Below are 21,662 nucleotides of genomic sequence, written 5' to 3' on the forward strand. Positions count from 1 at the left end.
GCTGCGCTCAGGCGGTGAGCGCGGCCCACCAGATCAGCAGCAGCGTGACGCCGAAACCCGCGATCTGGTTCAGCCAGAGAAAGCGCCGCCATCCGGCGGTCGCGCGCTCCGCGGTCTCGTCGGTGACGTCGCGATACGGCCAGACGGTGCCGAGATAGAGCAGCGTCAGAGCGGCCGCGAGCGGCCCCGGCCACGCGGTCTGGAACATGACGATCCCCGCGAGCGCGTAGCAGGCCAGCGAGAAGCGCACGGTCCAGCGGGCGCCACGCACCGTCGCGACCGAGGCGATCCCCGCCTCGCGATCGGCGGCGACGTCTTGCACCGCTCCGAACGCGTGCGAGGCGACGCCCCACAGCGCGAAGGCCGCGATCACCGCGACCAGTTGCGGCGTCCACGAGGCGCCGGCCAGCACGAGTGCGTACACGGCGGGCGAGAAGAAGTGGATGCTGCTCGTCGCCGAGTCGGCGAACGGCACCTCCTTCAGGCGCAGGGGCGGCGCCGAGTAGAAGACGACGCAGAACATGCTGATCGAGAGCACGAGCCAGGACAGCGGAGACCCGACGGCGACGAGATACCCGAGGAACGGCAGGCACGCCAGCCCCGCCGCCCAGAGCGTGATCGCGTGCAGGCGACGGTCGAGCACCGCCCCGTGTGCGCCGCCCTTGCGGGGGTTGCGGAGGTCGGACTCGTAGTCGAACACATCGTTGATCCCGTACATCGCGAGGTTGTACGGGACGAGGAAGAAGAGCGTGCCGACGACGAGGGTCGCATCCGGCTGACGGGCCGCGAGCAGGTACGCCGCCGCGAACGGGAATGCCGTGTTGATCCAGCTCACCGGACGCGACGACACGAGCAGGGTGCGTGCGATCGTGCCGGCCGACAGGGCGGTCATCGCGTCCTCCGCACGGGCAGGAGCGCTGCGACGGCGGGCACGCCGAACGCCGCGCACAGCGGGTACGAGAAGTCCTCGACGGGCGCGAGTCCGATCCGGATGCCGCTGAGGTGCTCGTCCGGGTAGGTGAACAGGCCCGCCGCGATCATCGCGTTGTCGAAGACCGCGGTCAGCAGGATCAGCACGACGGCCGTCAGCGCGCTCGCCCGCATCCGCCGGCCGAACCCCGGGCGACGGCCGCTCAGGGCCGTCACGACCGCGGTGAGGGCGAGGAACGGCAGCACGATGAGGGGGTAGGTCATCGGCCGGACCCCTGGGCACGCGCGCCGCGGCGCTCTGGCCATCGCTGTGCGGCGGCGTGCACGACGACCGCGAGATAGCAGAGGAACGCGAGGAAGAAGGGCTCCTCGAGCGGGAGCTCGGGAGCGAGATCGACGCCGATCAGCAGCGCGCTGCCGCCCTTCACGAACACCCCGGTCGCGATGCCGACAGCGTCCCAGACCAGGAAGAACGCCGTGCCGACGGCGACCGCGGCGGCCGTGCGCGCGGGATGCGGACCGATCGCGAGCCGGAAGCGCAGGTCGAGCGCCGCGACGCCGGCGACGCTCGCGAGGATGGCGGCGAGGTAGAGCCCGGGCATCAGGCCGTCCTCGCCGCGGGTTCAGGCAGCGGCCCCGCCGACCGGTCGCCGCGCAGCCGTTTGATGACGAGCTCGGCCGAGATGAGACACATCGGCAGCCCGATCCCGGGGAGCACAGAGGATCCCGCGTAGAACAGTCCTCGTACCCGCTTCGAGGCGTTGCGGGGCCGGAAAAGGGCGCTCTGGCGAAGCGGATGCGCAAGGCCGAGCGCATTGCCCCGCCACGCGTGCAGGTCGTGCTCGAAGTCGCCGGGACCGATCGTCCGCCGCACGACGATCCGGTCGCGGAGGTCCCCGATCCCGCACCAGGTCGAGATCTGTCGGATCGCCGCGTCCGCGGCCCGCTCGATGCCCTCGTCTCCCGTCGCGTCGCCGCCGCCGCGGCCGAGCGCCGGGTCCGCGGGGATCGGGACGAGCACGAAGAGGTTCTCGTGTCCCGCGGGAGCGACGGTGTCGTCGGTGGCGCTCGGGCGGCAGACATACAGCGACGCGGGGTCGGGGATGCGGCTGTCCGGGCCGAAGATCTCGGCGAAGTTCGCGCGCCAGTCCTCGGTGAACAGGAGGGTGTGGTGGGCGAGCTGCGGCAGCTCGCCCCGGACGCCCAGCAGAACCAGGAGCACCCCGTAGCTCGGGGCCTTGCGACGCCACCGTCGCTCGGGATACGTGCGGGCCGCGGGCGGCAGCAGCACGGTCTCGGTGTGGTGGAGGTCTGCGGTCGACACGACCACGTCGGCGGCGAACCGGCGCCCGTCGGCGGTCTGCGCCCCGAGGACGCGTCCGCTCTCGACCTCGATGCGCACGACGTCCGCACCGGTCTCGACGTGCACGCCGCGGTCGCGCGCGAGCCGCTCGATCGCGGCGATCAGCCTGGTGAAGCCGCCGCGGGGGTAGCGCACGTGGTCGTCGAGGTCGAGGTGGCTCATGAGGTGGTAGAGGCTCGGCAGATCGTAGGGTGACCCGCCGAGAAAGACGCCGGCGTAGCCGAGGATCTGCCGCAGCCTCGTGTCGGTGAAGCGCTTCTCGATGTGCGTGGCGAGCGGGACCGTGAGCAGCGACGTCAGGTGCCCGAGGCGTCGGAGGACGGTGGGATCGGTCAGGTTCGCCAGCGACTCGTACGTGTCGTAGAGGAACCGGGAGACGGCGAGGTCGTACGCCTCGCCGGCCGAGTCGAGGTAGGCGTCGAGCCGGTCGCCGGCGCCCGGCTCGATGGAGTCGAATAACTCCCGTGCCGCGGCGCGGCCGGAGACCACGTCGAGAGGCGACGAGTCGGAGTCGAGGTGGGATTGCGCGTACACACGGTAAGCGGGCGTCAGCGGGACGAGATCGAGCTCGGTCTCGGAGCTGGTTCCCAGCAGGCGGAAGAAGTGATCGAACACCTCGGGCATGAGATACCAGCTCGGACCGGTGTCGAACCGGAACCCGTCGCGTTCCCAGCTGCCCACGCGTCCGCCGAGCTCCTCGCGGGCCTCGAGCAGGGTCACGCGGTAGCCCTCCTCGGCGAGCAGCGCGGCGGTGGCGAGCCCGGAGACGCCGCCGCCGATGACCAGTGCGTCATTGCCGTGCGCCGTCATGCCCGTGCACCGCGCGGCGGTGCGCCCAACCACGCTCGGGCGGCGACGGCGGCCTTCTGCACGGTGGGCACGCGCACGCGGCGTCGAGCCGGCGCCGCGTCCCGGAGCCGGGCGGAGAGCGCCGCGAACAGGCCGTGGGCGGCCGTCACGGCCCGTCTGCAGTCCGCGGGGAGGGCAGGGATGACGGAGGCCGCCCGCGCGAGGTCGGCATCGACCCGGTCGAGCACGCCCGCGCGGGTGCGCGAGCGGTCGTCGACGGCCAGATAGTCGCGGCCGAGCGCGTGCGCGTCGTGATCGAGGTCACGGAGGAAGTTGACGTCCTGGAACGCCCGCCCCAGCGCACGGGCGCCGGTGACGAGGCGTTCCGGCGGCGGCGTCGGCCGGCCCGCGCCGGCGTTCTGGAAGACCGCGAGGCACATGAGCCCGACGACCTCGGCCGAGCCGTACACGTACGCGTCGTGCGAGGCGTCGTCGTGTATGCGGGTCGAGATGTCGGTGCGCATCGAGGCGAAGAACGGGGCGGTGAGGTCCGCGCCGATGCCGCACTCGCGGGCGGTCCGGGCGAACGCATGCACGACGAGGTTCGCGCTGAATCCGCGGCGCACCGCATCCGTCGTCTCGGTCTCGAGGGCGTCGAGCACCAGGCCCTGCTCGGCGGCATCGAGTCCCGCCTCGCCCGCCGGGCCGTCGACGATCTCGTCCGCGATCCGCACGAGGGCGTAGACGTTCCGGATGTGGGGCCGCGGGCGGGGTCCGAGCAGGAGCGTGGCGAGGGAGAACGACGTCGAATAGGACCGGATGACGGCGGACGCGGCGGACGTCGCGGTGTGGTCGTAGAGCGACAACCCGGTCATGGCGGCAGGAGGTCGCGGGGTCACGGGATCCGTTCTCCGATCCGTTCCGCGATCTCGTCGACGAGCCCGCGCGCCGCGTCGGGGAGGGCTCCCGCGGCGGCGCGCGCGCCGGTCAGGGTGTCGCCGACGAGCCGGCACAGGCGCTCCCGGGCGCCGCTCTCGTCGAGGACGCGCTGAGCCTCGAGCACGGCCACGGGACCGGTGCGTGCGCGTGCCAGGGCGTCGCTGACGGTCGGCCACGACGCGGTCTGCCGGGCGAGGGCGATCAGCGGCGTGCGCTTGGCCTCGCGCAGGTCGCCGCCTGCGTCGCGGCCGGCCTGATCGGGCGTGCCGAACGCGCCGATGAGGTCGTCGACGAGCTGGTAGGCGAGCCCGAGACGGCCGCCGCAGACACGCAGGACGTCGAGGTCGTGGGCCTCGGCCCCGGCGAGGAGCGCGCCCGCGCGCAGGGGAGCGGCGAAGGAGTACACGGCGGTCTTGTCGTGCGCCGCGGCGATCAGCGAGTCGGTCGCGGGGTCGGTGCCGCCGAGTGCGTTCTCCACGTCGGCGAGCTCGCCGGCCGCGGAGACGACGACGGCGTCGTCGAAGAGCGCGAGGAGCTCGCTGCGGTGGTCCGCCGGCACCTCCGCGCGGGCGATGAGCCGGGTCGCCTCGTAGAGCAGCAGATCGCCGCCGAGGATCGCTGCCGCGTCGCCGAGGTCGGCGGCCGCGCTCGCGTCCGCCCCGCGGGCGGCGCCGCGGGCGCGGAACTCCCCGGCGATGTTGAGCGTGCCCCGGCGTTGGAGGTCGTGATCGATGACGTCGTCGTGCACGACGAAGGCGGTGTGCAGCAGCTCGAACGAGGCGGCGACGGCGTAGATGCCCGACAGGTCGGCGGGGCGACCGCCGAAGGCCTCGAAGCTCGCCACCACGAGGGACGGACGGAACCGTTTGCCGCCGCCGGCGGCGCGCGTGACCGCGTCGGCGAGGGCGGCGAACGTCTCGCCGAGCTCGGGGGAGCGTCGGCGGATGCGGGCGACGGCGTCGTCGATCGCGGAGTCGATGCCCGCGCGGGCGGCTGCGTCGAGCCGGTGGATCACGACGCCACCCGGTGCTCGATCCACTGTCGCTCGGCGAACAGGTCGAGCTGCGCCGCCTGCAGCACGAGCCACGGGCTGAAGGCCCATGGAGCGGTGCGCAGCGATGCGGCGAGCTCGACGGGACCCACCCAGCGTGCGTCGACGACCTCGAGGGGGTTCGGCGTCGGGTCGTCGACGGTGCGCGCGATGTAGACGGGGCAGACCTCGTGCTCGACGACGCCGCTCGCGTCGGTCGCGCGGTAGCGGAAGAGGGGCAGGGCGAGCTCGATCCGGGTGAGGGCGAGCCCCAGCTCGAACTCGGCACGGCGGTTCACCGCCTGCAGCAGCGGCTCCGCCGGGTGCGGGTGCCCGCAGAAGCTGTTCGTCCAGACGCCGGGCCACGTCTTCTTGTGCAGCGCACGGCGGGTGACGAGGATCTCGCCCTCGTCGTTGAGCACGTGGCAGGAGAAGGCGAGGTGAAGGGCGGTGTCGGTGCCGTGCACGCTGCTCTTGGGGGCCGTGCCGATCTCGTTCCCGTCGTCGTCCAGCAGAACGACGTACTCGATCTCGTCCATTCGCCCTCCTTGTTTGCTAGCTTAGCTAGCTATCTGAGTCCGATCGATATTACCGACGGTGCGAGGGAGTGTCCACATGCCCCGAGGGCAGGGCGTCGGCACGTCGCACGAGGCCGCGGTGGGGCAGGTGCTGACGGCGGTCCGCGCCTTCAGCGACGCCATGGATCGCCTGCACAGCGGCATGAAGGCGGACATGGCGATGAACGCGACCGATCTCGCCGCGCTCCGGATGCTGGTCATCCGCGAGCAGCGCGGTGACACGGTCAGCCCGCACGACATCTCCCGGCACCTCCGCATCAGCACGGCCGCCACGACGAAGCTGCTCGATCGCCTCGTGGACGCAGGTCTCGTCGTGAGACGGCCGCATCCGCACGATGGACGGGCGCGCGTGATCGGTCTGACCGACAGGTCCCGGGCCGAGTTCCGCGCGCACTTCGGCGCCAGCGTCGCGGCGATGCGCGAGGTCGCGGTCGGATTCTCCGCCGCCGACCTCGCGGTGATCACCGACTTCCTCCTGCGGACCGCCACCGCGATGGATCCCGAACCCTGACGCGCCCCTCCCGCGACCCGTGGTGCGTCGCGCCGCGGGCAGGGGGCCTACGGGTGGCGCCTGCGGAGGAGGACCGTGCCGAGCAGGACGAGTGCGATCGCCGCGAGGGACCACACGGCCACGGTGCCCCCGGTGTCGGCGAGCGACGCGTCTGTGGGCGCCCGGCCGGACGAGGGAGCGGGCGGCGCGGGTGAGTCCGTCGGAGCCGCCGTGGCCGGGGTGGTGGACGTCGGCGCGCTCGGCGTGGCGGTCGGACCGGCGCGCTCGGGCACCACCGCCTCGAGCGGGATGCTCGGGGCGGTCTCGCTCCCGTTCCGATCGGGCTCGCCCCCGGACGCGGCCCACACGGCCGGTGCGCCGAGGCCGCCCGGCGGCGAGTCGGCGGCTCCCACGCCCGCTCCGGCGACGATCGCTGCGACGACCAGCACCACGCGCCTGCGGGTCGCCCGGGCGCGGCGACCTCCGGGCCTCATCCTCGCACCCCCGCCGGCTCCGGGGACCTGCGACGTCGGCGTGCGACGACGACGGCCACGACCCCGCCCGCGACGAGCGCCAGCACGACCAGTCCTGTCCACGAGATCGCGATCTGGCTGAAGGAGGACTCAACCGCGGCGGCGGGGCGCACCGTGTCCTGGCCGACCAGGACGCCCTCGACGACGGCGTCGCCGAAGAGCGCCGCCATCGGCCACGCCGTCATCGACGTCACCACCTCTGCGGTGTCGCCCGGGAGCAGTTCCCCGGCCGTCGTCGTCGCGCTCGACGCGCCGATGCCGAGTGCACCGGCGGCCGTCGTGGTGAGGGCGGCGCCCATCCTGACGTTGCCCTCGTTGGCGACCGTCGCCGACACGTGGAGCGTGCCCGGCGCGAACGGGATCCAGGACGGCACGAACTCCGAGCGCACCTCGCCCAGGGCGAGCCGCGACACGACGTCTCCGGACACCTGGAGGTGCAGCCGCACACCGACGCGATGCGTCACGGTGACCGCCTCGCCCGCGCGGGAGACGGCGACGACGATACCCGCCGGGTGGTCTCCGGGGGTCGCGTCCGCCGGGACGGCGATCCGAACCGGCAGCACCGCCGTCTCGCCGGCGCCGATCGTCACGGCGCTGCCGGTGAGACCCGACACCGCGATCCACGATCCCGAGTCGACCGGCTCGCTTTGACGGATGTCGAACGCACCGCTCGGGCCGACGGCGCCGTCGCCCGCCGTCACCTCGTAGGTGGCGGCCTCCGGCCCGAGGTTGCTCACGGCGATGAAGTCGTCGACGGCTCCTCCCGGCTCGATGACGTGCCGCAGTGACACACGCCCGTCGGGGCCGTCGGCGCCGGCCGGCACCACCGACCACTGCGATCCGGCGGACGGCGCGGCGGTGCTCGTGCGCGCGGGCGCGGATGCCGCGGACGCCGCGGACGGCATCGAGATCGCCGCCGCCGTGAGCAGCACGGCGGCGATCGCCGCGCCGGTCAGGAGGGGTGTCATCCGGTACCTGGCTGTGAACATGGAGAGGTTCCTCTCACCACCGATGACACGGTGGACGTGGGTGCGGGCCCGGGTGCTGTGCCCGGGCCCGCACCCTGGCGCAGTGCGCCATGGATCGATCAGTCCTTCGCGAACAGGGTCAGCGTGATCTCGCTGCCGTACCGGCCGCTCTCGGCGTCCGCCGGGATGGTCAGGCCGAGGTCCGCGCCGACGACCGTTGTCCCGACGCGCGAGGTCCGATCGGAGTCCGCGAGGGTCGCCGGCTCGTCGAGGGTGCCGGCCGAGCCGGCCGCGGCTCCCGAGTCGGAGACGACGATCTTCGGCGTCCACGCGAGGTTCTCCGCGCCGAAGCTGCGGTTGCCGGCGACGAATGCCGAGGCGGCGCCGGACAGCGTCCAGCCCTTGCCCTGGGCCTGGGCCTCGTTGCGGGTGTCGCTGACCGCGATCTCCGGGAGCGCGGCCCGCTGGGCCGTCGCGTCGCCCTCGAAGCGCACCGGCGCCTCGAGCTCCGGCAGGGCGAGGCTCAGCACGCCCGACGACGCGGCGAGCGGCACGGACGCCTCGACCGCGAGGGCGTCGCCCGTCGCCTCGGCGTGGCCGAGGAAGTCGAACACGGCCTCGCCGATGTCGGTGTTGTCGAGGTAGGCGCCGCGCACGACGTCCCACTGGGAGGCACGAGCCGCGAGCACCTCGGAGCCGGCGCCCTTGGCGTACACGGGGACCAGGGCGTTGGTGTGCCCGCCCGAGTGCCAGCTGACGTCGGGGATCTGCCCGGCCTCGCCGGTCGTCTCGGTCCAGCCCGTCTCCGTGCCGGCGCCGGCACCGGCGAGGTAGCCGGTCTCGTGGTCGGCGGTCACGATGACGAGCGTCTCGTCCCAGCTGCTGTTCTCCTCGACCCAGGCGGTCACGGCCTCGACGGAGTCGTTGAACTGGACCTGCTCCTCGACGAGGCGCGTGGTCTGGTTGGCGTGTCCGGCCCAGTCGACCGCGCCGCCCTCGACCATCAGGAAGAAGCCCTCGTCGCTCTTCTCGAGCACGTTCAGCGCTGCCTCCGTCGAGGTCTCGAGGGAGGGGACGTCGGTGTTCAGCGGGTCGGTGAACGGAACGACCTGATTGTTCGTCAGACCCGGACGGTTGTACTGGAACGTCTCTGCAACGCGGGCGAGGCCGAAGAGCTTGTCGGGCACGTCGGCGCCTGCCGCGACCTTCTCGAAGTCGGCTTTGCTCTCGACGTAGGTGAACGGCGTCTGCCCGCTCGAGAGGCGCTCGAAGTCGGCCTGCGAGATCCACGATCCGCTGCCGAAGTGCGAGGAGCGCGAGGTGTTCGCGTCGGTGTAGTTCGGGTGGCCGGCACCGATGATCACGTCGGCGCCGCTGTCGATCATCTCCGTGGCGAGGCCGTGGTAGTCGTTGCGGTTGGCGTTGTGCGCGATGAACCCGGCGGGCGTCGCGTGGTTGAACGTGACCGATGTGACCAGGCCGAGCTTCTTGCCGGTGGCGATGGCCTGCTCGCCGACGGTGAGCAGGCGGTCGCCCGACGGGGTCAGGCCGAGCACGCCGTTGTCGGTCTTGATGCCGGTGCCGAGCGCGGTGCCCGCGGCGGCCGAGTCGGTGGCGCCGGAGGCGACCCACGTGAAGTCGCCCCATGCCTCTTCGGGCGAGTACGTCGCCCGGCCGCTGGCCGAGTAGTGCGACTGCGACACCTGCACCGGGAACGTGTCGTAGACCGCGCTGGGGGTGCCCGCGATGCGTTCGACGGCACCGGTCGCCGGGTCGACCGCAACCTGTTGGTAGCTCTCGCCGGTCTCGTAGAGGCGAGCGGCGTCGAACTGGTTGTACCCGCCTCCGTCGGAGATGAGCACGATGATGTTCTTGGGGCTCTCGGCGCCCTCGTCGACCGCGGCAGCCGTGAGCGCCGGAGTGAGAGCCAGGGCGCATCCCGCCGTGGCGCTCATGGCGATCAGTCGCTTGGCGGAGCCAAACCGTCTGGTTGTCATGATCCTTCTCTTTCTCATCGTCATCGCGTCCGCCCCTGATGGGCGGGCACGGACACAGGCTGATCGAGCGCGATGTCGCGCTCGACAGCGTCGAGAGAAGAGCAGTTGAACGGTGTCTGTACAAAACGGCGTCCGCACAAAGAGGCCGCGGAGGACGAGGGCGTGAACGCCGTTCGTGTGATGGGGCGGGCGGCGGTGGGCGGGCCCGCCGGCCGGTCACGCCCTCAGGAACGGGTCGGCGCGGCAAGGCCGGCCATGAGCACGGCCACGCCCTGGTCGCGGAACGGGGCGAGATCGGCGTGCCGGTCGCGCTGCAGCGTCGTGGCCGAGGCGTCCAGGACGGCTTCGACGATGTCGACGGCGGTGCGCAGCGGCATCCGCCGGAAAAGGCCCTGCTCCATGCCCTCGCCGAGGATGCGGCGCAGCAGCGCGGTGTCCTCCTCGGCGCCGGTCAGGTAGAGGGGCGTGCCGTCGGGCGTGCGATGCGACACCACGATCTCCAGCCCGGCGGTCAGCTCGCTGCGGTGGGTGTCGACGTAGTCGATATAGGTCTCGGCGTAGGTGCGCAGCCGGTCGACGGCGCCGGATGCCGCAGCCACCGCGACGACGAGCCGTTCGTCGAGCGCGGTGAACACGTGCTCGACGACGTGCAGCAGCAGCGCCTCCTTGGAGGGGAAGTAGTAGAGCACGGCGCTCTTGGCGACCTGGGCGCGCCGGGCGATCTCGGCTAGGGAGGCGCGGTGGTATCCGACCTCGTTGACGGTGTCGATGGCGGCTTCGATGAGCTGAGCACGTCGCGCGGTCTCGGTGAAGGTCGGTGCGGGGCGTGAGGCGACGGGCATGCGCCTATCTTCCCCCGCCGGCGGCGGTGAACTCGTCGATCACCCCCGGCGCCGCCCGCGCGGCCAGGGCGACGGAGGTGTCGGCGGCCACATCCGACGCCTCGTAGTCGTACCATCCGGCGGCCGTCATCGCCGAGACGGTGCACAGGCCCAGCCGTCGTTGCAGGATCGACTGGCGTACTGCGATCGTGCTGACCGCGTCGCGCCGGAGCGCCGAGGTGCTGCGCGTCAGAAGCCCCGAGCGCACGACGAGGTAGTCGCCGCTGAGTGCGTGTCCGAGGGCGCGATAGGCGATTCGTCCGCCCAGCAGCGCGATCGGCCACACGGCCGGGGCGATCCAGAGGGTCCACGGTGCCACGGCGCCGGTGGCGGCCGGAACGGCGAGGACGGCGGCGGGGACGGCGGAGATGAGGGTCGCCCACCACAGGCGGCGGCGGAGGGCGGCGGAGGGATGTCGCGCGAGCTCTGCGTCGATCGGGCACGGCTCTCCCAGCACCTCGGCGGAGACGGGGCGGGCGACGCCGATCGGACCGCGCGGGAGGATCGCTGTGGGCTGCGTCGCATCCCACAGCCCGAGACCGGTGGTGATGACGTGGGTGTCGGCCATGCCCATCCACCGCCACAGCAGGGGCTCCATGATCGTCAGTCCCCGCATCCGCGATTCGTCTCGACTGACCTCGTGCGTGCTGAACAGCCCCCGCCGGGTGCGCAGATAGCTCTTGCCGCCCGTGCGCACGCGGGTCAGCTCGAACCGCCAGTGTCCGGCGAGGAAGGCGATGCCCATCCCGACCGCCCCGAAGAGGCCGCCGCCGACCAGCGCGAGCACGGCGATGCCGGCCCAGCCCAGCTCATCCCCGTCGATGACGCTCGATGCGAGCTCGAGCAGGTCGATGCCGAACGTGGACAGCAACCAGGCCAGCCCCCACAGCACACCGGCAGCGAGCAGGTAGGCCCAGACGCTGAACATGTTGTAGACCACCCACCAGGGACGGAAGGTCGCGAGGACCCGGACCTGCTCGGGCGTCTCGAGCGCGGGGTCGACGCCGATCTGGTCGCCGGCGGTCGTCTCCTGCTGCGGACGGTCGGCGAGCAGCTCGCGGCGGAGGTCCGCGGCGTCGGCGACGGACAGGGCGTCGAGGTGCAGCGCGGCCTCGCCGGACCCGGTCTGCTGACCGGCGCCGATCGTGACAACGCGGAGGCCCGCGAGGCGGTGACGAAGTCTGGCGTGGGTGTCGACGCTGCGGATGCGATCGCGCCGCACGCTGCGCCGGCGCCGCACGAGCACGCCGCTGCGCCCCTCGATCTCGGTCGGGGTCACTCGGTAGCGCGTGAAGGCCCACCGCACGATGTCACCGATTCCGCCGACGACGCCGAAAGCGGCGATGCCGATCAGCGGCCACATCATGCCCGCGTCGGGCTCGACGCCGAAGACGAGGATCGCCAGAGCCCCGGGAAGCACCGACAGCGCGCTGACGGCCAGGTCGACCCAGATCACGCGAGAGCTCAGCCGGTGCCAGCCCTCGTCGGCGGGGGACGCCGCATGCCTTCCGGGCGCCCCGTTCTCGCGGAGCGATTCGTTCATGTCGCGTCGCCCTCGGTGAGCTCGGCGATCAGCGCCAGGCGCGTGGCCGCCTCTTCCGCCGCACGCGCGTCGAGACCGACGACGGCGACGGCCCCGTGGGACGAGGCGGTGGTGACCCGCAGGGTAGACAGGCCCAGCAGCTGCTCCAGCGGTCCCCGGGTGGCGTCGACGGTCTGGATGCGCGAGGTCGGCGACACCCGCCACTCCCGCACGAGCCACCCGGTGGTCGCATAGGTGGCGCGATCGGTCACCTCCCAACGATGCACACGGTAGCGCCAGAACGGCTCCACGGCGGCCTTTGCGAGCAGGACGATCGCGACGGCGACGATCGGTGCGATCAGCCAGACACGTGCCGGCTCCCAGATCGCGTACGTGACGATCAGCGCCACCAGCAGCGCCCCGCCCCGCAGCACCCCACGCAGGACGAAGAGCCAGATCGCGCGACGCTCGATGCGCAGTTTCGGCGGACGGAGCTGCATCCGGGACGGCGTCGTGTCGGACACTGCGTCTCCTCTCTATGATTTGACCATTCGGACAAATCATAGATCGTTCGGTCGGCACCGTCCACGGGTCGTCGGGCCGTCCCGCGGGACGCTCCTGCCGATGGGCCTTCCACTCGTCGAGGGTGATGTAGTCGTCCGGGTTCGCATCCGCGTCGGCGACGCGCTGCTCCAGGATCGCCCACTCGCGTTCCTGCCGCCGGCTCCGCGGAGGCCCTACGCGGCCTTCGGCAACAGATCGGCAAGCTGATTTCGCTCTGACAGGCTTCCGGGGAGGTTGCCCCGGTGCAGGCGGCAACGGGCGGTCAGGGCTTCGCGGCTGTGAGCTCCTCGCGAATGATGTCCGTGCCCGCACGAAGCGCGCTCAGCTTCCCGAGCGCAACGCTCCGAGACAACGGCGCCATGCCGCAGTTCGTGCTCGGGACGAGCTTGTCCGCATCGACGAACTGGAGCGCGCGCCGGAGTGTGTCGGCGATCTCCTCCGGGGTCTCGATCGTCTCGCTCGCCACGTCGATGGCCCCGAGCATGACCTTCTTGCCACGGACGAGTTCGATGAGGTCCATCGGGACATGGGAATGGTGGCATTCCAGCGACACGATGTCGATGGTGGACCGCTGCAGGAGCGGGAACGATCGCTCGTACTGCCGCCACTGCGGCCCGAGGGTCGCCTTCCAGTCGGTGTTCGCCTTGATCCCGTAGCCGTAGCAGATGTGCACGGCTGTCTCCGCACGCAGTCCCTCCGCGGCCCTCTCCAGCGTCGCAACTCCCCAGTCCTGTACTTCGTCGTGGAAGACGTTGAACGCGGGCTCGTCGAACTGAATGATGTCGACCCCCGCCGCCTCGAGTTCTCTCGCCTCCTGGTTGAGGATCGTCGCGAATTCCCAGGCCAGCTTCTCGCGGCTCTTGTAGTGGCGGTCGTAGAGCGTGTCGATCATCGTCATCGGGCCAGGGAGCGCCCACTTGATCGGCTGGTCGGTCTGTTGGCGGAGGAAGGCCGCATGGTCGACGAACACGGGTTCATCGCGGCTCACGGTACCGACGACGGTCGGCACGCTCGCGTCATATCGATTGCGGATGCGAACAGTCTCGCGCTGCTCGAAGTCGACCCCGGTGAGATGCTCGATGAACGTCGTGACGAAGTGCTGGCGGGTCTGCTCCCCGTCGCTGACGATGTCGATGCCGCGTCGACGCTGCTCGTGGGCGGCGATGCGCAGCGCATCCTGCTTGCCCTCGACCAACGCATCACCCTCCAGCTTCCACGGGGACCAGAGGGTTTCGGGCTCGGCGAGCCACGAAGGTTTCGGCAGGCTGCCGACGATGGAGGTGGGCAAGAACGTACGCATGATCGAGGATTCTCCGCTGGTCATCCGACGAGAACGGGATAGGTGGCGGCCCACCGTTCCAGGGCCTTCCCGTGCGGCTTCATGAAGTGCTCCTCCGTGTACCTCCCCTGTCTCTTGGCGAGCTGATCGCGCTCGTCACGGTCGTAGGCGATCGGCGCCCGCGAGTAGTCCTGCTGCTCCAGGCTCGGCCGGTAGATGCGCGCGGCGGCCGAGTTCGCGTTGTAGATCTCCGGTCGGTAGATCTTCTGGAAGGTCTCCATCGTGCTGATCGTGCCGACGAGCTGCAGGTCGGAGTAGTCAGCGACCAGATCGCCGCGGAAGTAGAACGCGAGCGGCGCGACGCCGGCGGGCGGCATGAAGTACCGGACCTGCAGTCCCATCCGTCGGAAGTACTCGTCGGTCAGCGAATAATCGTCCTGCCGGTACTCGACGCCGAGGACCGGGTGATGATACTCGGTCCGACGATACGTCTTGCTCGTCGACACGCTGATGCAGATCACGGGCGACATCGGAAAACGTTCCCGGTACGCCTCGGAGTCGAGGAAGTGCCGGAACAGCTTGCCGTGCAGCTCGCCGAAGTCATCGGGGATGGTGAACTCCGCCGCGGTCTTGCCTGCCGCCGGCAGCAGCACGCTGAAGTCGAAGTCGCGGACGTAGGACGAGAAGTTGTTCCCCACGATCCCGTGGCGGCGTTCGCCGGTCCGCAGGTCGACGATCTGGACATCCAGGATCTCGAGCAGCGGGAACTCCTGATCCGCGCCTCGTGCAGTGAACTGCAGCCCCACGGAGACGATCTCGAGCTCGACGGTGTACCGGTCCCGGGTCGGGTTGTCCCCGTGTGCGAGGTCGTTGAACCGGCGGTCGATCATCGCCAGAGCGTTGCGGAGGTTCTCCTGGCGGTGCTCACCTCGGGCCAGATTGGCGAAGTTCGTGGTGATCCGGGAACTGTCCGACGGTGAGTAGTCCTCGTCGAAGCGGGTGGTGGTGATGCTGAACGTGAACTCGTTCGCCATGAGTGGCCAATCCGGTGGCTGACGGCCGGGCTCGGCCGTGCGGAAGTCGGTACAGTCATCGTGCAGTCCCACGGCGACTATCGAGAAACTCACCCTGGCTATACATGCCTATAGGATTCACCTATGGCTCGCGGATCAAATGGTGTCACGCTGCAGCAGCTCCACTACTTCATCGAGGTCGCCGCGGAGGGGTCGATCAGCGCCGCGGCCGACGTGCTCTACGTCTCCCAGCCGACCATGTCCGCGGCGATGAAAGACCTCGAGACCCGGGTGGGCCGCGCTCTCCTCCTCCGTTCCGCGCGCGGAGTGACGCTCACCGCCGATGGTGCGGAGTTTCTCGGATACGCCAGGCAGGTCACCGAGCAGGTGGAGCTCCTCGAGCAGCGCTACCTGGGTCGGCCGCCGTCGCGACGCCTGCTCGGGGTGTCGGCGCAGCATTACTCGTTCGTGGTCGACGCATTCGTCCGGATGGTGAAGGGGAGCGGGGCGGTCGAGTACGAGTTCTCGCTGCGTGAGACGCGCACCTGGGACATCATCGAGGACGTCCGGACGCTCCGCAGCGAGCTCGGCATCCTGTACCGGAACGACTTCAACCGGAACGTCGTCGACAAACTGCTCCGGGACTCCGGGCTCGCGTTCCGCCCGCTCTTCCTCGCCGAGCCGCATATCTTCATCTCCCGGAAGAACCCGCTCGCCTCGCGGGATCGCGTCACCCTCGCAGACCTCGCCGACGTGCCGCGGCTCACCTTCGACCAGGGGGCGAACAACTCCTTTTACTTCGCCGAGGAGATCCTCTCCACCTTGTCGAGCAAGCAGGAGATCCGGGTCTCCGATCGCGCGACCATCTTCAACCTCATGATCGGGCTCGACGGCTACACTATCTCGACGGGCATCATCAGCGACGACCTCGACCCGGAGATCGTCGCCATCCCGCTCGAGGTCGACGAACGCATCGAGATCGGCTGGATCGGCCATTCCGTGATCCCGCTCACCGAGCAGGCGCAGCGCTACCTCGCTGAGCTGCGGGCTGTCGTGGCAGGCTTCGGCGTGGCGCTGCTCGGCTAGCCTCCCGCACCGATCGCCCCGCCGCCGCTGGGGGCTTCCGCTCCGTCGGCCTCCCGCAAGAGCGCAGCAGTACGGGAGATCGCGCGGTCCTCCCCATCCGGATGAACCGCACGGCGCGCTCGGCTCTGCCGCGCACGTCGGCAGCGGCGATCACGGCGAGCCGACGGCGACCGGGCCGTTCTCCTCCGCCGGCGGCAGCGGTGCGGGAACGACGAGGTCCTTCCCCGCCTTCACGCCGCCACCGGTCGCCTCCGACGCATCGCGCTGCGTCCTGTTCCTCGCGAGCGAAGCGGTGCTGCGACCGAGGATGTGCTGCTCGGTCCAGTCGCTGAACACGCGCAGCTTGCGCTCCCACGTCGGCGTGACCAGGCCGTGGCATACGCGATGCGCCAGCCACGCGAGCGGCCCCCTGAGCTCGCGGTCGCGGAACTGGAGCACGCCCTGGCCGTGGCCGAACCCGGCGACCGCGCCGAGGTTCTCGTGCACGTAGGCCTCCGGCTCCCCACCGCGCAGCACGGCGACGAGGTTCCTCGCGAGGAGCTTGCCCTGGCGCACGGCGTGCTGCGCGTTGGGCGCACAGTAGCCGCCGATTCCTCCCCCGGAGAGGTCGGGCACCGCTGCGATGTCGCCGGCCGCCCAGGCACCCTCCACGATGCCGTCCTCGTCGCCGACACGGAGATCGGCGCGTGCGCGGATACGCCCCCGCTCGTCGGCCGGGAGGTCGCTGCCCTTCACCACGACCGGGTTTGCCATGACCCCGGCCGTCCAGACGATCAAGTCGGAGGGGATGACCTCGCCCGTCGACAGCACGACGTCACCGTCGACCATGCTCCTCACCTGGGTGTCGAGGTGCACCGTCCCTCCCCTGCGAGCGAGCTCGGAGAGCACCCACTCACCGCTTTCCTCAGAGACCTCGGGCAGGATGCGACCCGTCGCCTCGATGAGATGGAAGTGCGTGTCCTCGATCGTCAGCTGCGGGGAGATCTCCAGCAACGAGGTGGCGAACGAGCGCAGCTCTCCGAAGACCTCGACCCCGGCGAAGCCGCCCCCGATCACGACGACGGTCAGCAGCCTGTCGCGCGCCGTTCCGGGCGGCAGCTGAGCGGCCGTGTCGACGTTCCCGAGCAGACGATCACGGATCACGACGGCCTCCTCGACAGTCTTCAGGCCGATGGCGTTCTCGGCGATGCCCGGCATCGGGAACATGCGCGTGACTCCGCCGGCGGTCACGACGATCTGGTCGTACTCCAGCTCGTAGGGCTCGTCGCCCTCCGGCGTGATGGTGGCTCGCCGGTGTCCATGGTCGATGCCGGTGACCTTCGCGGTGATCACCCTCGTCGCCTTCAGGTTGCGGCGCAGCGGCACGACGGAATGGCCCGGCTCGATCGATCCGCCGACGACCTCCGGCAGGATCCCCTGGTATGTCATGTAGGGCAGCGGGTCGACGAGGGTGACCTCCGCCTCGCCCTCGTTCAGGAGGCTCTCGAGCCTCCAGGCGGTGTAGAAGCCGGCCCAGCCGGCGCCGACGATCAGGATTCGGGACATGATGGTTGATCTCCTCGCGGATCGGCGGTCGAGCTCAGCGCTCGCCGAAAGTGACCATGACCTTGTCGGCCGCGCCCGGAGTCGCCGCAAGGCTCAGAGCGTCCAGGGTCTGGTCGAAGGGGAGCTCGTCGCTGACGATGACGGCGTACTTCTCCCAGTGCTCGATGATCGCGTCGGTGACCTCGAAGATCTCGGTGGGATAACCCATGGAGGTGCGGATGTCGAGCTCCGCCCCGAGGATCTCGCCGAAGTCGACCTCGACGGGTCGTTTGTGCGTTGCGACGACCGTCAGCACCGAGCCGTGCTTGGCGGCCGACAGCGCGGTCTGCACGACGGCGGCGGCCCCGGCCGCATCGATGTAGACGTCCGTGCCGGCCTTCGGCGGGTGCCCGGGACGGGCGGGGATCTCGCCGTGGATCTCACACAGCCGGGAGACGACATCCTCCTCGCCGCTGTCGATCACCGCGTCAGCGCCGACGCGCAGCGCCTTCTCCAGCCGCGAGGGGATGAGGTCGACGACGACAACGTGCGGGACGCCCTTCGACTTCAGGCTGATGACCGCACCCAGTCCGATCGGGCCTGCGCCGAACACGACCGCGGTGTCGCCCTCCTTCGCCCCCGACCGGTTCACGGCGTGATGGGCGACCGCCATCGGCTCGTTGAGCGCGGCGACCTCCCACGGGACATGATCGGGGATCACGCGCAGCGTCACCCCCGGCTCGGCCTGCTCTATGAGCAGGTACTCCGCCAAGGCGCCGTACGCACCTCCCGAGCCGATGATCCCGCTCGGAGCCATCATGGGGTTCGGCACCACATGATCGCCGACCCTCACGCCGGTCACGTTGGCGCCGACCTCGACGACCTCGCCCGCCGGCTCGTGCCCGAGCGGAGTCGCGCCCTGGCGCGGGGGAATGCCGCCGTACATGGTGTACATCGCGTCGGATCCGCAGATTCCGCATGCCTTGACCTCCAGTAGCACATCGTCCGGTCCCACCTCGGGCGTGGGCACGTCGACCCATCCGTTCGTTCCTCGACCGGTGACATAGACGGCTTTCATCGTCATTCCTCTCTTCGGGGCGCAAGACGCCTGTGAGTGTGAGCTCCAAGGACCTCAGCCTCACGGGAAAGAGCGCTCCGGTCGTCATCCCCCCGTGCCGTCGCTGCTACCGCATCCGCAGTACCGTCCGTCGGACCTGCCGCCTCGCCGTCTACTGCGTCTGCCGTATCCAGAACGCTCCCGCAAGGGAACGCGCGGCGAGCGGAAACAGGGAATCCTGGTTCTCACGGCGCCCCGCGCGGGAACCCCCGAAGGGACGCGACCAGGCCAGGCAAGGAGCAGGCACGATGACTGACGACAAGACCACGTACGAGGAGTTCAAGGTCTCCGGAGAGAATCTCCTCACCAAGGTGCGAGAGCTCATCCGCGAGGGGAACGTTCGGCGGGTGTTCCTGAAGAACGAGGAGGGGGAGACACTCCTCGAGATCCCGTTGACGGCCGGCCTCGCCGTTACGGTCCTCACCGCGGCGTTCGCCCCCGTGCTCGTCGCCGTCGGCGCCGTCGCCGCTCTTCTGACCCAGGTCACAGTGGGCGTCGAGCGACGTGAGCCCGACGCGGATGCCGCCGGGAAGTCCGAGGGCGCGGACGGCGCCGACGCCTGACGCTCACCGAGTCGGCTCGGAGATCCGGCGGATAGGTGCCGAGTCGCGACGGAATCGTCCACGTCGTGTGTGCGCAGCGCGATGGCTTCGCCGAGGTCGTCGGCGCCGGCTCGAGGTCGGGGTGGGGAAAGAAAGAATCCGGCGCCGCGAGACGCTGCGCCGGATTCTTTCCGAGTCGATCATCCTCGCTCCCTGACGGGAATCGAGAGAACCGATCTGACCTGACTTTTTTCGTTGCGGGGACAGGATTTGAACCTGCGACCTCTGGGTTATGAGCCCAGCGAGCTACCGAACTGCTCCACCCCGCGGCACAAGAAGTAAACCTAGCACGCGTCCCGGACGACGTCCAATCGATCCCGGCGCGACGGCGCGCGGCGGTTGCCGGCATCGTGCGCGGCGGGGGAGGATGGGGCCGTGACCACGCCCCTCGCCCTCGCCGTGGCGCAGTTCGCCCCCACCGCCGACCGCGCGCGGAACCTCGAGGCGATCGAGGAGCTGATCGGCGAGGCGGTGGGCCGCGGCGCGCGCGTCGTGGTGTTCCCCGAGTACTCGAGCTATTTCGTCGACCCCTTCGACGAGTCGCTGCGCGAGAACGCCGAGCCCGCCGACGGGCCGTTCGCGACGCGTCTTACGGAGATCGCCGCCGAGAGGGGGGTGACGGTCGTCGCTGGCCTGCTCGAGACGGCGGCGGACGGCCGCCGCGTCCACAACACCGTCGTCGCGGTGGACGGGTCGGGCGTGCGGGCCCGGTACCGCAAGCAGCATCTGTACGACGCGTTCGGGCAGCGCGAGTCCGACTGGGTCGCCCCGGGCGCCCTCGATGCGCCGGAGGTGTTCGAGGTCGGCGGCGTCGTCTTCGGGATCATGACCTGCTACGACCTGCGTTTCCCGGAGGCGGCGCGCCGCCTCGTGGACGCCGGCGCCGAGGCGCTCCTCGTGCCGGCGGAGTGGGTGCGCGGGCCGCTGAAGGAGGCCCAGTGGCAGACCCTCCTGCACGCCCGGGCCATCGAGAACACGGCGTACGTGGCCGCCGCGGACCATCCGCCGCCGCTGGGCGTCGGCCGGTCGGGCGTCATCGACCCGCAGGGCGTCGCGCTCGCGACGATCGGCACGTCCACCGGGATCGCGGTAGCGCTGATCGACCCTGCCGAGCTCGTCCGGGTGCGACAGCTCAACCCGGCCCTGGCGTTGCGGCGTTACGAGGTCCGCGCGAAGGAATGACGCTCAGCGCAGCAGCGCGAGTCGACGCGCCGCCTCGACGAGCACCTCGTCGCGCTTGCACGCCGCGAAGCGGACCAGCGTGGCGTACTCCGCGCGATGCGCCGGCCCGACGAACGCGGTCAGCGGGATGGCGACGACCCCGACCCGCTCGGGGAGCTCGCGGCAGAACGCGTGTGCGTCGACCACGCCGAGGGGCGCCGCCTCCGCCACCGTGAAGTACGAGCCGGCGGCGTGCGCCGTCGCGAATCCGGCCGCCTGCAGCCCTGTGAGCAGGAGGTCGCGTCTGCGCTGCAGATCGGCGGCGATCCCGGCGAAGAACCTGTCGTCGAGGCGGAGTCCTGCCGCGATCGCCGGCTGGAACGGCGACCCGTTCACATAGGTGAGGAACTGCTTGACCGCGAGCACGGCGTCGATGAGGTCGGCGGGACCGGTCACCCAGCCGATCTTCCATCCGGTGGTCGAGAACGTCTTGCCGCCCGACGACACGGTGAGCGTTCGTTCCGCGGCGCCGGGCAGCGTCGCCAGGGGGCGGTGCGCGCGGCCGTCGAAGACGAGGTGCTCGTACACCTCGTCGGTCACGATGATCGCGTCGTGCCGTTCGGCGAGGCGCACGAGCTCCGTCCGCACGTCGTCCGTGAAGACCGCGCCGGTGGGGTTGTGCGGGTCGTTGACGAGGATCAGTCTCGTCCGGTCGGTGACGGCGGCGCGGAGATCGTCGAGATCGGGCTGGAAGTCGGGCCAGCGCAGCGGCACCGTCACCAGGCGTGCGCCGGCCAGGGCCGCCAGAGCGGCGTATGCGTCGTAGTACGGCTCGAACACGACGACCTCGTCCTCGGCGCCGTCGACCAGCGCGAGGATGGCCGCCGCCAGCGCCTCGGTCGCGCCCGCGGTGACCAGGACCTCGCGGTCGGGGTCGACGGACAGCCCGTAGAAGCGGCGCTGGTGCTCGGAGACGGCGGAGCGCAGATCGAGGATGCCGCGTCCGGGCGGGTACTGATTCTCGCCGCGGGCGATCGCCTCGCGCGCCGCGTCGAGGATCACGGCGGGGCCGTCCTCGTCGGGGAACCCCTGGCCGAGGTTCAGAGCGCCCGTGCGTGCGGCGAGGCCGCTCATCTCGGCGAAGATGGTCGGCGCCGTCGTTCCGTCTGCGCCGAGCAGGCCCGCTCCAGCGGCCACACGACGCCACGCTCCGCTCAGGGTTCGCATTCGACACAGGTTAGTCGCATAGGGTCGTCCCATTCTCGGCATAGGCAACGCACAGACACGCCCGTCACA

Annotated in this window: 22 protein-coding genes and 1 tRNA gene; 4 read left to right on the forward strand and 19 right to left on the reverse strand. The window is 70.7% G+C overall.

The annotated features are described in order from the left end of the window. Nucleotides 1-7: 7 nt before the first annotated feature. The 7 genes from GVL03_RS00245 to idi are packed head-to-tail and all read right to left on the reverse strand — an operon-like array spanning nt 8 to nt 5,590. On the reverse strand, nt 8-892 hold the full coding sequence (locus GVL03_RS00245) for a prenyltransferase (protein WP_159498319.1): 885 nt from the start codon (nt 890-892) through the stop codon (nt 8-10). Continuing rightward, entirely contained in the window at nt 889-1,194 is a 306-nt protein-coding gene (locus GVL03_RS00250) for a lycopene cyclase domain-containing protein (RefSeq protein WP_159498321.1), read from the reverse strand. Before GVL03_RS00250 ends, GVL03_RS00245 begins: the two co-directional genes overlap by 4 nt. After that, nucleotides 1,191-1,532 carry a lycopene cyclase domain-containing protein gene (locus GVL03_RS00255; RefSeq protein ID WP_159498323.1) on the reverse strand — a complete coding sequence of 114 codons (342 nt, stop codon included), beginning with the start codon at nt 1,530-1,532 and terminating at the stop codon, nt 1,191-1,193. Before GVL03_RS00255 ends, GVL03_RS00250 begins: the two co-directional genes overlap by 4 nt. Continuing rightward, entirely contained in the window at nt 1,532-3,103 is a 1,572-nt protein-coding gene (crtI, locus tag GVL03_RS00260) for a phytoene desaturase family protein (RefSeq protein WP_159498325.1), read from the reverse strand. Before crtI ends, GVL03_RS00255 begins: the two co-directional genes overlap by 1 nt. After that, entirely contained in the window at nt 3,100-3,957 is an 858-nt protein-coding gene (locus tag GVL03_RS00265) for a squalene/phytoene synthase family protein (RefSeq protein WP_159498327.1), read from the reverse strand. Before GVL03_RS00265 ends, crtI begins: the two co-directional genes overlap by 4 nt. 20 nt (nt 3,958-3,977) lie before the next feature. Continuing rightward, a complete protein-coding gene (locus GVL03_RS00270) occupies nt 3,978-5,036 on the reverse strand; it encodes a polyprenyl synthetase family protein (protein ID WP_159498329.1) in 1,059 nt (352 codons plus the stop codon). Next, a complete protein-coding gene (gene idi, locus GVL03_RS00275) occupies nt 5,033-5,590 on the reverse strand; it encodes an isopentenyl-diphosphate Delta-isomerase (protein ID WP_159498331.1) in 558 nt (185 codons plus the stop codon). The genes GVL03_RS00270 and idi overlap by 4 nt, the downstream gene beginning before the upstream one ends. A gap of 76 nt (nt 5,591-5,666) precedes the next feature. On the opposite strand from idi, the gene GVL03_RS00280 reads away from it, so the two are divergent. Beyond that, entirely contained in the window at nt 5,667-6,140 is a 474-nt protein-coding gene (locus GVL03_RS00280; RefSeq protein ID WP_159498333.1) for a MarR family winged helix-turn-helix transcriptional regulator, read from the forward strand. Between the two features lie 47 nt (nt 6,141-6,187). Here GVL03_RS00280 and GVL03_RS00285 read toward each other — a convergent pair whose 3' ends face one another. The 8 genes from GVL03_RS00285 to GVL03_RS00320 form a co-directional block, all read right to left on the reverse strand. Beyond that, complete coding sequence (locus GVL03_RS00285; RefSeq protein WP_159498335.1) at nt 6,188-6,613, reverse strand: hypothetical protein; 426 nt, start codon at nt 6,611-6,613, stop codon at nt 6,188-6,190. Then, entirely contained in the window at nt 6,610-7,641 is a 1,032-nt protein-coding gene (locus GVL03_RS00290; protein ID WP_159498336.1) for a hypothetical protein, read from the reverse strand. Before GVL03_RS00290 ends, GVL03_RS00285 begins: the two co-directional genes overlap by 4 nt. Nucleotides 7,642-7,739: 98 nt before the next feature. Then, nucleotides 7,740-9,617, reverse strand: coding sequence for an alkaline phosphatase (locus GVL03_RS00295; protein ID WP_200847008.1), 1,878 nt, complete (start codon nt 9,615-9,617; stop codon nt 7,740-7,742). A 224-nt stretch (nt 9,618-9,841) separates the two neighbouring features. Then, a complete protein-coding gene (locus GVL03_RS00300) occupies nt 9,842-10,459 on the reverse strand; it encodes a TetR/AcrR family transcriptional regulator (protein WP_159498337.1) in 618 nt (205 codons plus the stop codon). Between the two features lie 4 nt (nt 10,460-10,463). Continuing rightward, nucleotides 10,464-12,041: a PH domain-containing protein gene (locus tag GVL03_RS00305; RefSeq protein WP_159498338.1), complete on the reverse strand. Its 1,578-nt coding sequence runs from the start codon at nt 12,039-12,041 to the stop codon at nt 10,464-10,466. Further along, a complete protein-coding gene (locus GVL03_RS00310) occupies nt 12,038-12,544 on the reverse strand; it encodes a PH domain-containing protein (protein ID WP_235037956.1) in 507 nt (168 codons plus the stop codon). The genes GVL03_RS00305 and GVL03_RS00310 overlap by 4 nt, the downstream gene beginning before the upstream one ends. Before the next feature lie 302 nt (nt 12,545-12,846). Next, nucleotides 12,847-13,884 (reverse strand): methionine synthase, encoded by a 1,038-nt coding sequence (locus GVL03_RS00315; RefSeq protein ID WP_159498339.1) that lies wholly within the window; start codon nt 13,882-13,884, stop codon nt 12,847-12,849. Between the two features lie 20 nt (nt 13,885-13,904). After that, nucleotides 13,905-14,897, reverse strand: a complete 993-nt coding sequence (locus tag GVL03_RS00320; RefSeq protein ID WP_159498340.1) for a putative oxygenase MesX — start codon at nt 14,895-14,897, stop codon at nt 13,905-13,907. 123 nt (nt 14,898-15,020) lie between these two features. On the opposite strand from GVL03_RS00320, the gene GVL03_RS00325 reads away from it, so the two are divergent. Then, nucleotides 15,021-15,962 carry a LysR family transcriptional regulator gene (locus tag GVL03_RS00325; protein WP_159498341.1) on the forward strand — a complete coding sequence of 314 codons (942 nt, stop codon included), beginning with the start codon at nt 15,021-15,023 and terminating at the stop codon, nt 15,960-15,962. A 150-nt stretch (nt 15,963-16,112) separates the two neighbouring features. On the opposite strand, the gene GVL03_RS00330 is transcribed toward GVL03_RS00325, so the two are convergent. Both GVL03_RS00330 and GVL03_RS00335 read right to left on the reverse strand, forming a co-directional pair. Next, the gene (locus tag GVL03_RS00330; protein WP_159498342.1) at nt 16,113-17,507 is read right to left on the reverse strand and encodes an NAD(P)/FAD-dependent oxidoreductase; all 1,395 of its coding nucleotides are present in this window, start codon (nt 17,505-17,507) and stop codon (nt 16,113-16,115) included. A gap of 34 nt (nt 17,508-17,541) precedes the next feature. Further along, the gene (locus tag GVL03_RS00335; protein ID WP_159498343.1) at nt 17,542-18,564 is read right to left on the reverse strand and encodes a zinc-binding dehydrogenase; all 1,023 of its coding nucleotides are present in this window, start codon (nt 18,562-18,564) and stop codon (nt 17,542-17,544) included. 287 nt (nt 18,565-18,851) lie between these two features. Here GVL03_RS00335 and GVL03_RS00340 point away from each other — a divergent pair, with 287 nt between their 5' ends. Next, nucleotides 18,852-19,166, forward strand: coding sequence for a DUF4342 domain-containing protein (locus tag GVL03_RS00340; protein WP_159498344.1), 315 nt, complete (start codon nt 18,852-18,854; stop codon nt 19,164-19,166). 234 nt (nt 19,167-19,400) lie between these two features. Here GVL03_RS00340 and GVL03_RS00345 read toward each other — a convergent pair. Further along, nucleotides 19,401-19,474 (reverse strand) — tRNA-Met (locus GVL03_RS00345). A gap of 106 nt (nt 19,475-19,580) precedes the next feature. Between GVL03_RS00345 and GVL03_RS00350 the strand changes: the two genes are divergently transcribed. Beyond that, the gene (locus GVL03_RS00350; RefSeq protein ID WP_159498345.1) at nt 19,581-20,387 is read left to right on the forward strand and encodes a carbon-nitrogen hydrolase family protein; all 807 of its coding nucleotides are present in this window, start codon (nt 19,581-19,583) and stop codon (nt 20,385-20,387) included. Between the two features lie 3 nt (nt 20,388-20,390). Here GVL03_RS00350 and GVL03_RS00355 read toward each other — a convergent pair whose 3' ends face one another. Then, nucleotides 20,391-21,593 (reverse strand): aminotransferase class I/II-fold pyridoxal phosphate-dependent enzyme, encoded by a 1,203-nt coding sequence (locus GVL03_RS00355; RefSeq protein WP_159498346.1) that lies wholly within the window; start codon nt 21,591-21,593, stop codon nt 20,391-20,393. Nucleotides 21,594-21,662: the final 69 nt, after the last annotated feature.

The organism is Microbacterium sp. 18062 (assembly GCF_902706225.1).
In the GTDB taxonomy this organism is placed as follows: Bacteria; Actinomycetota; Actinomycetes; order Actinomycetales; family Microbacteriaceae; genus Microbacterium.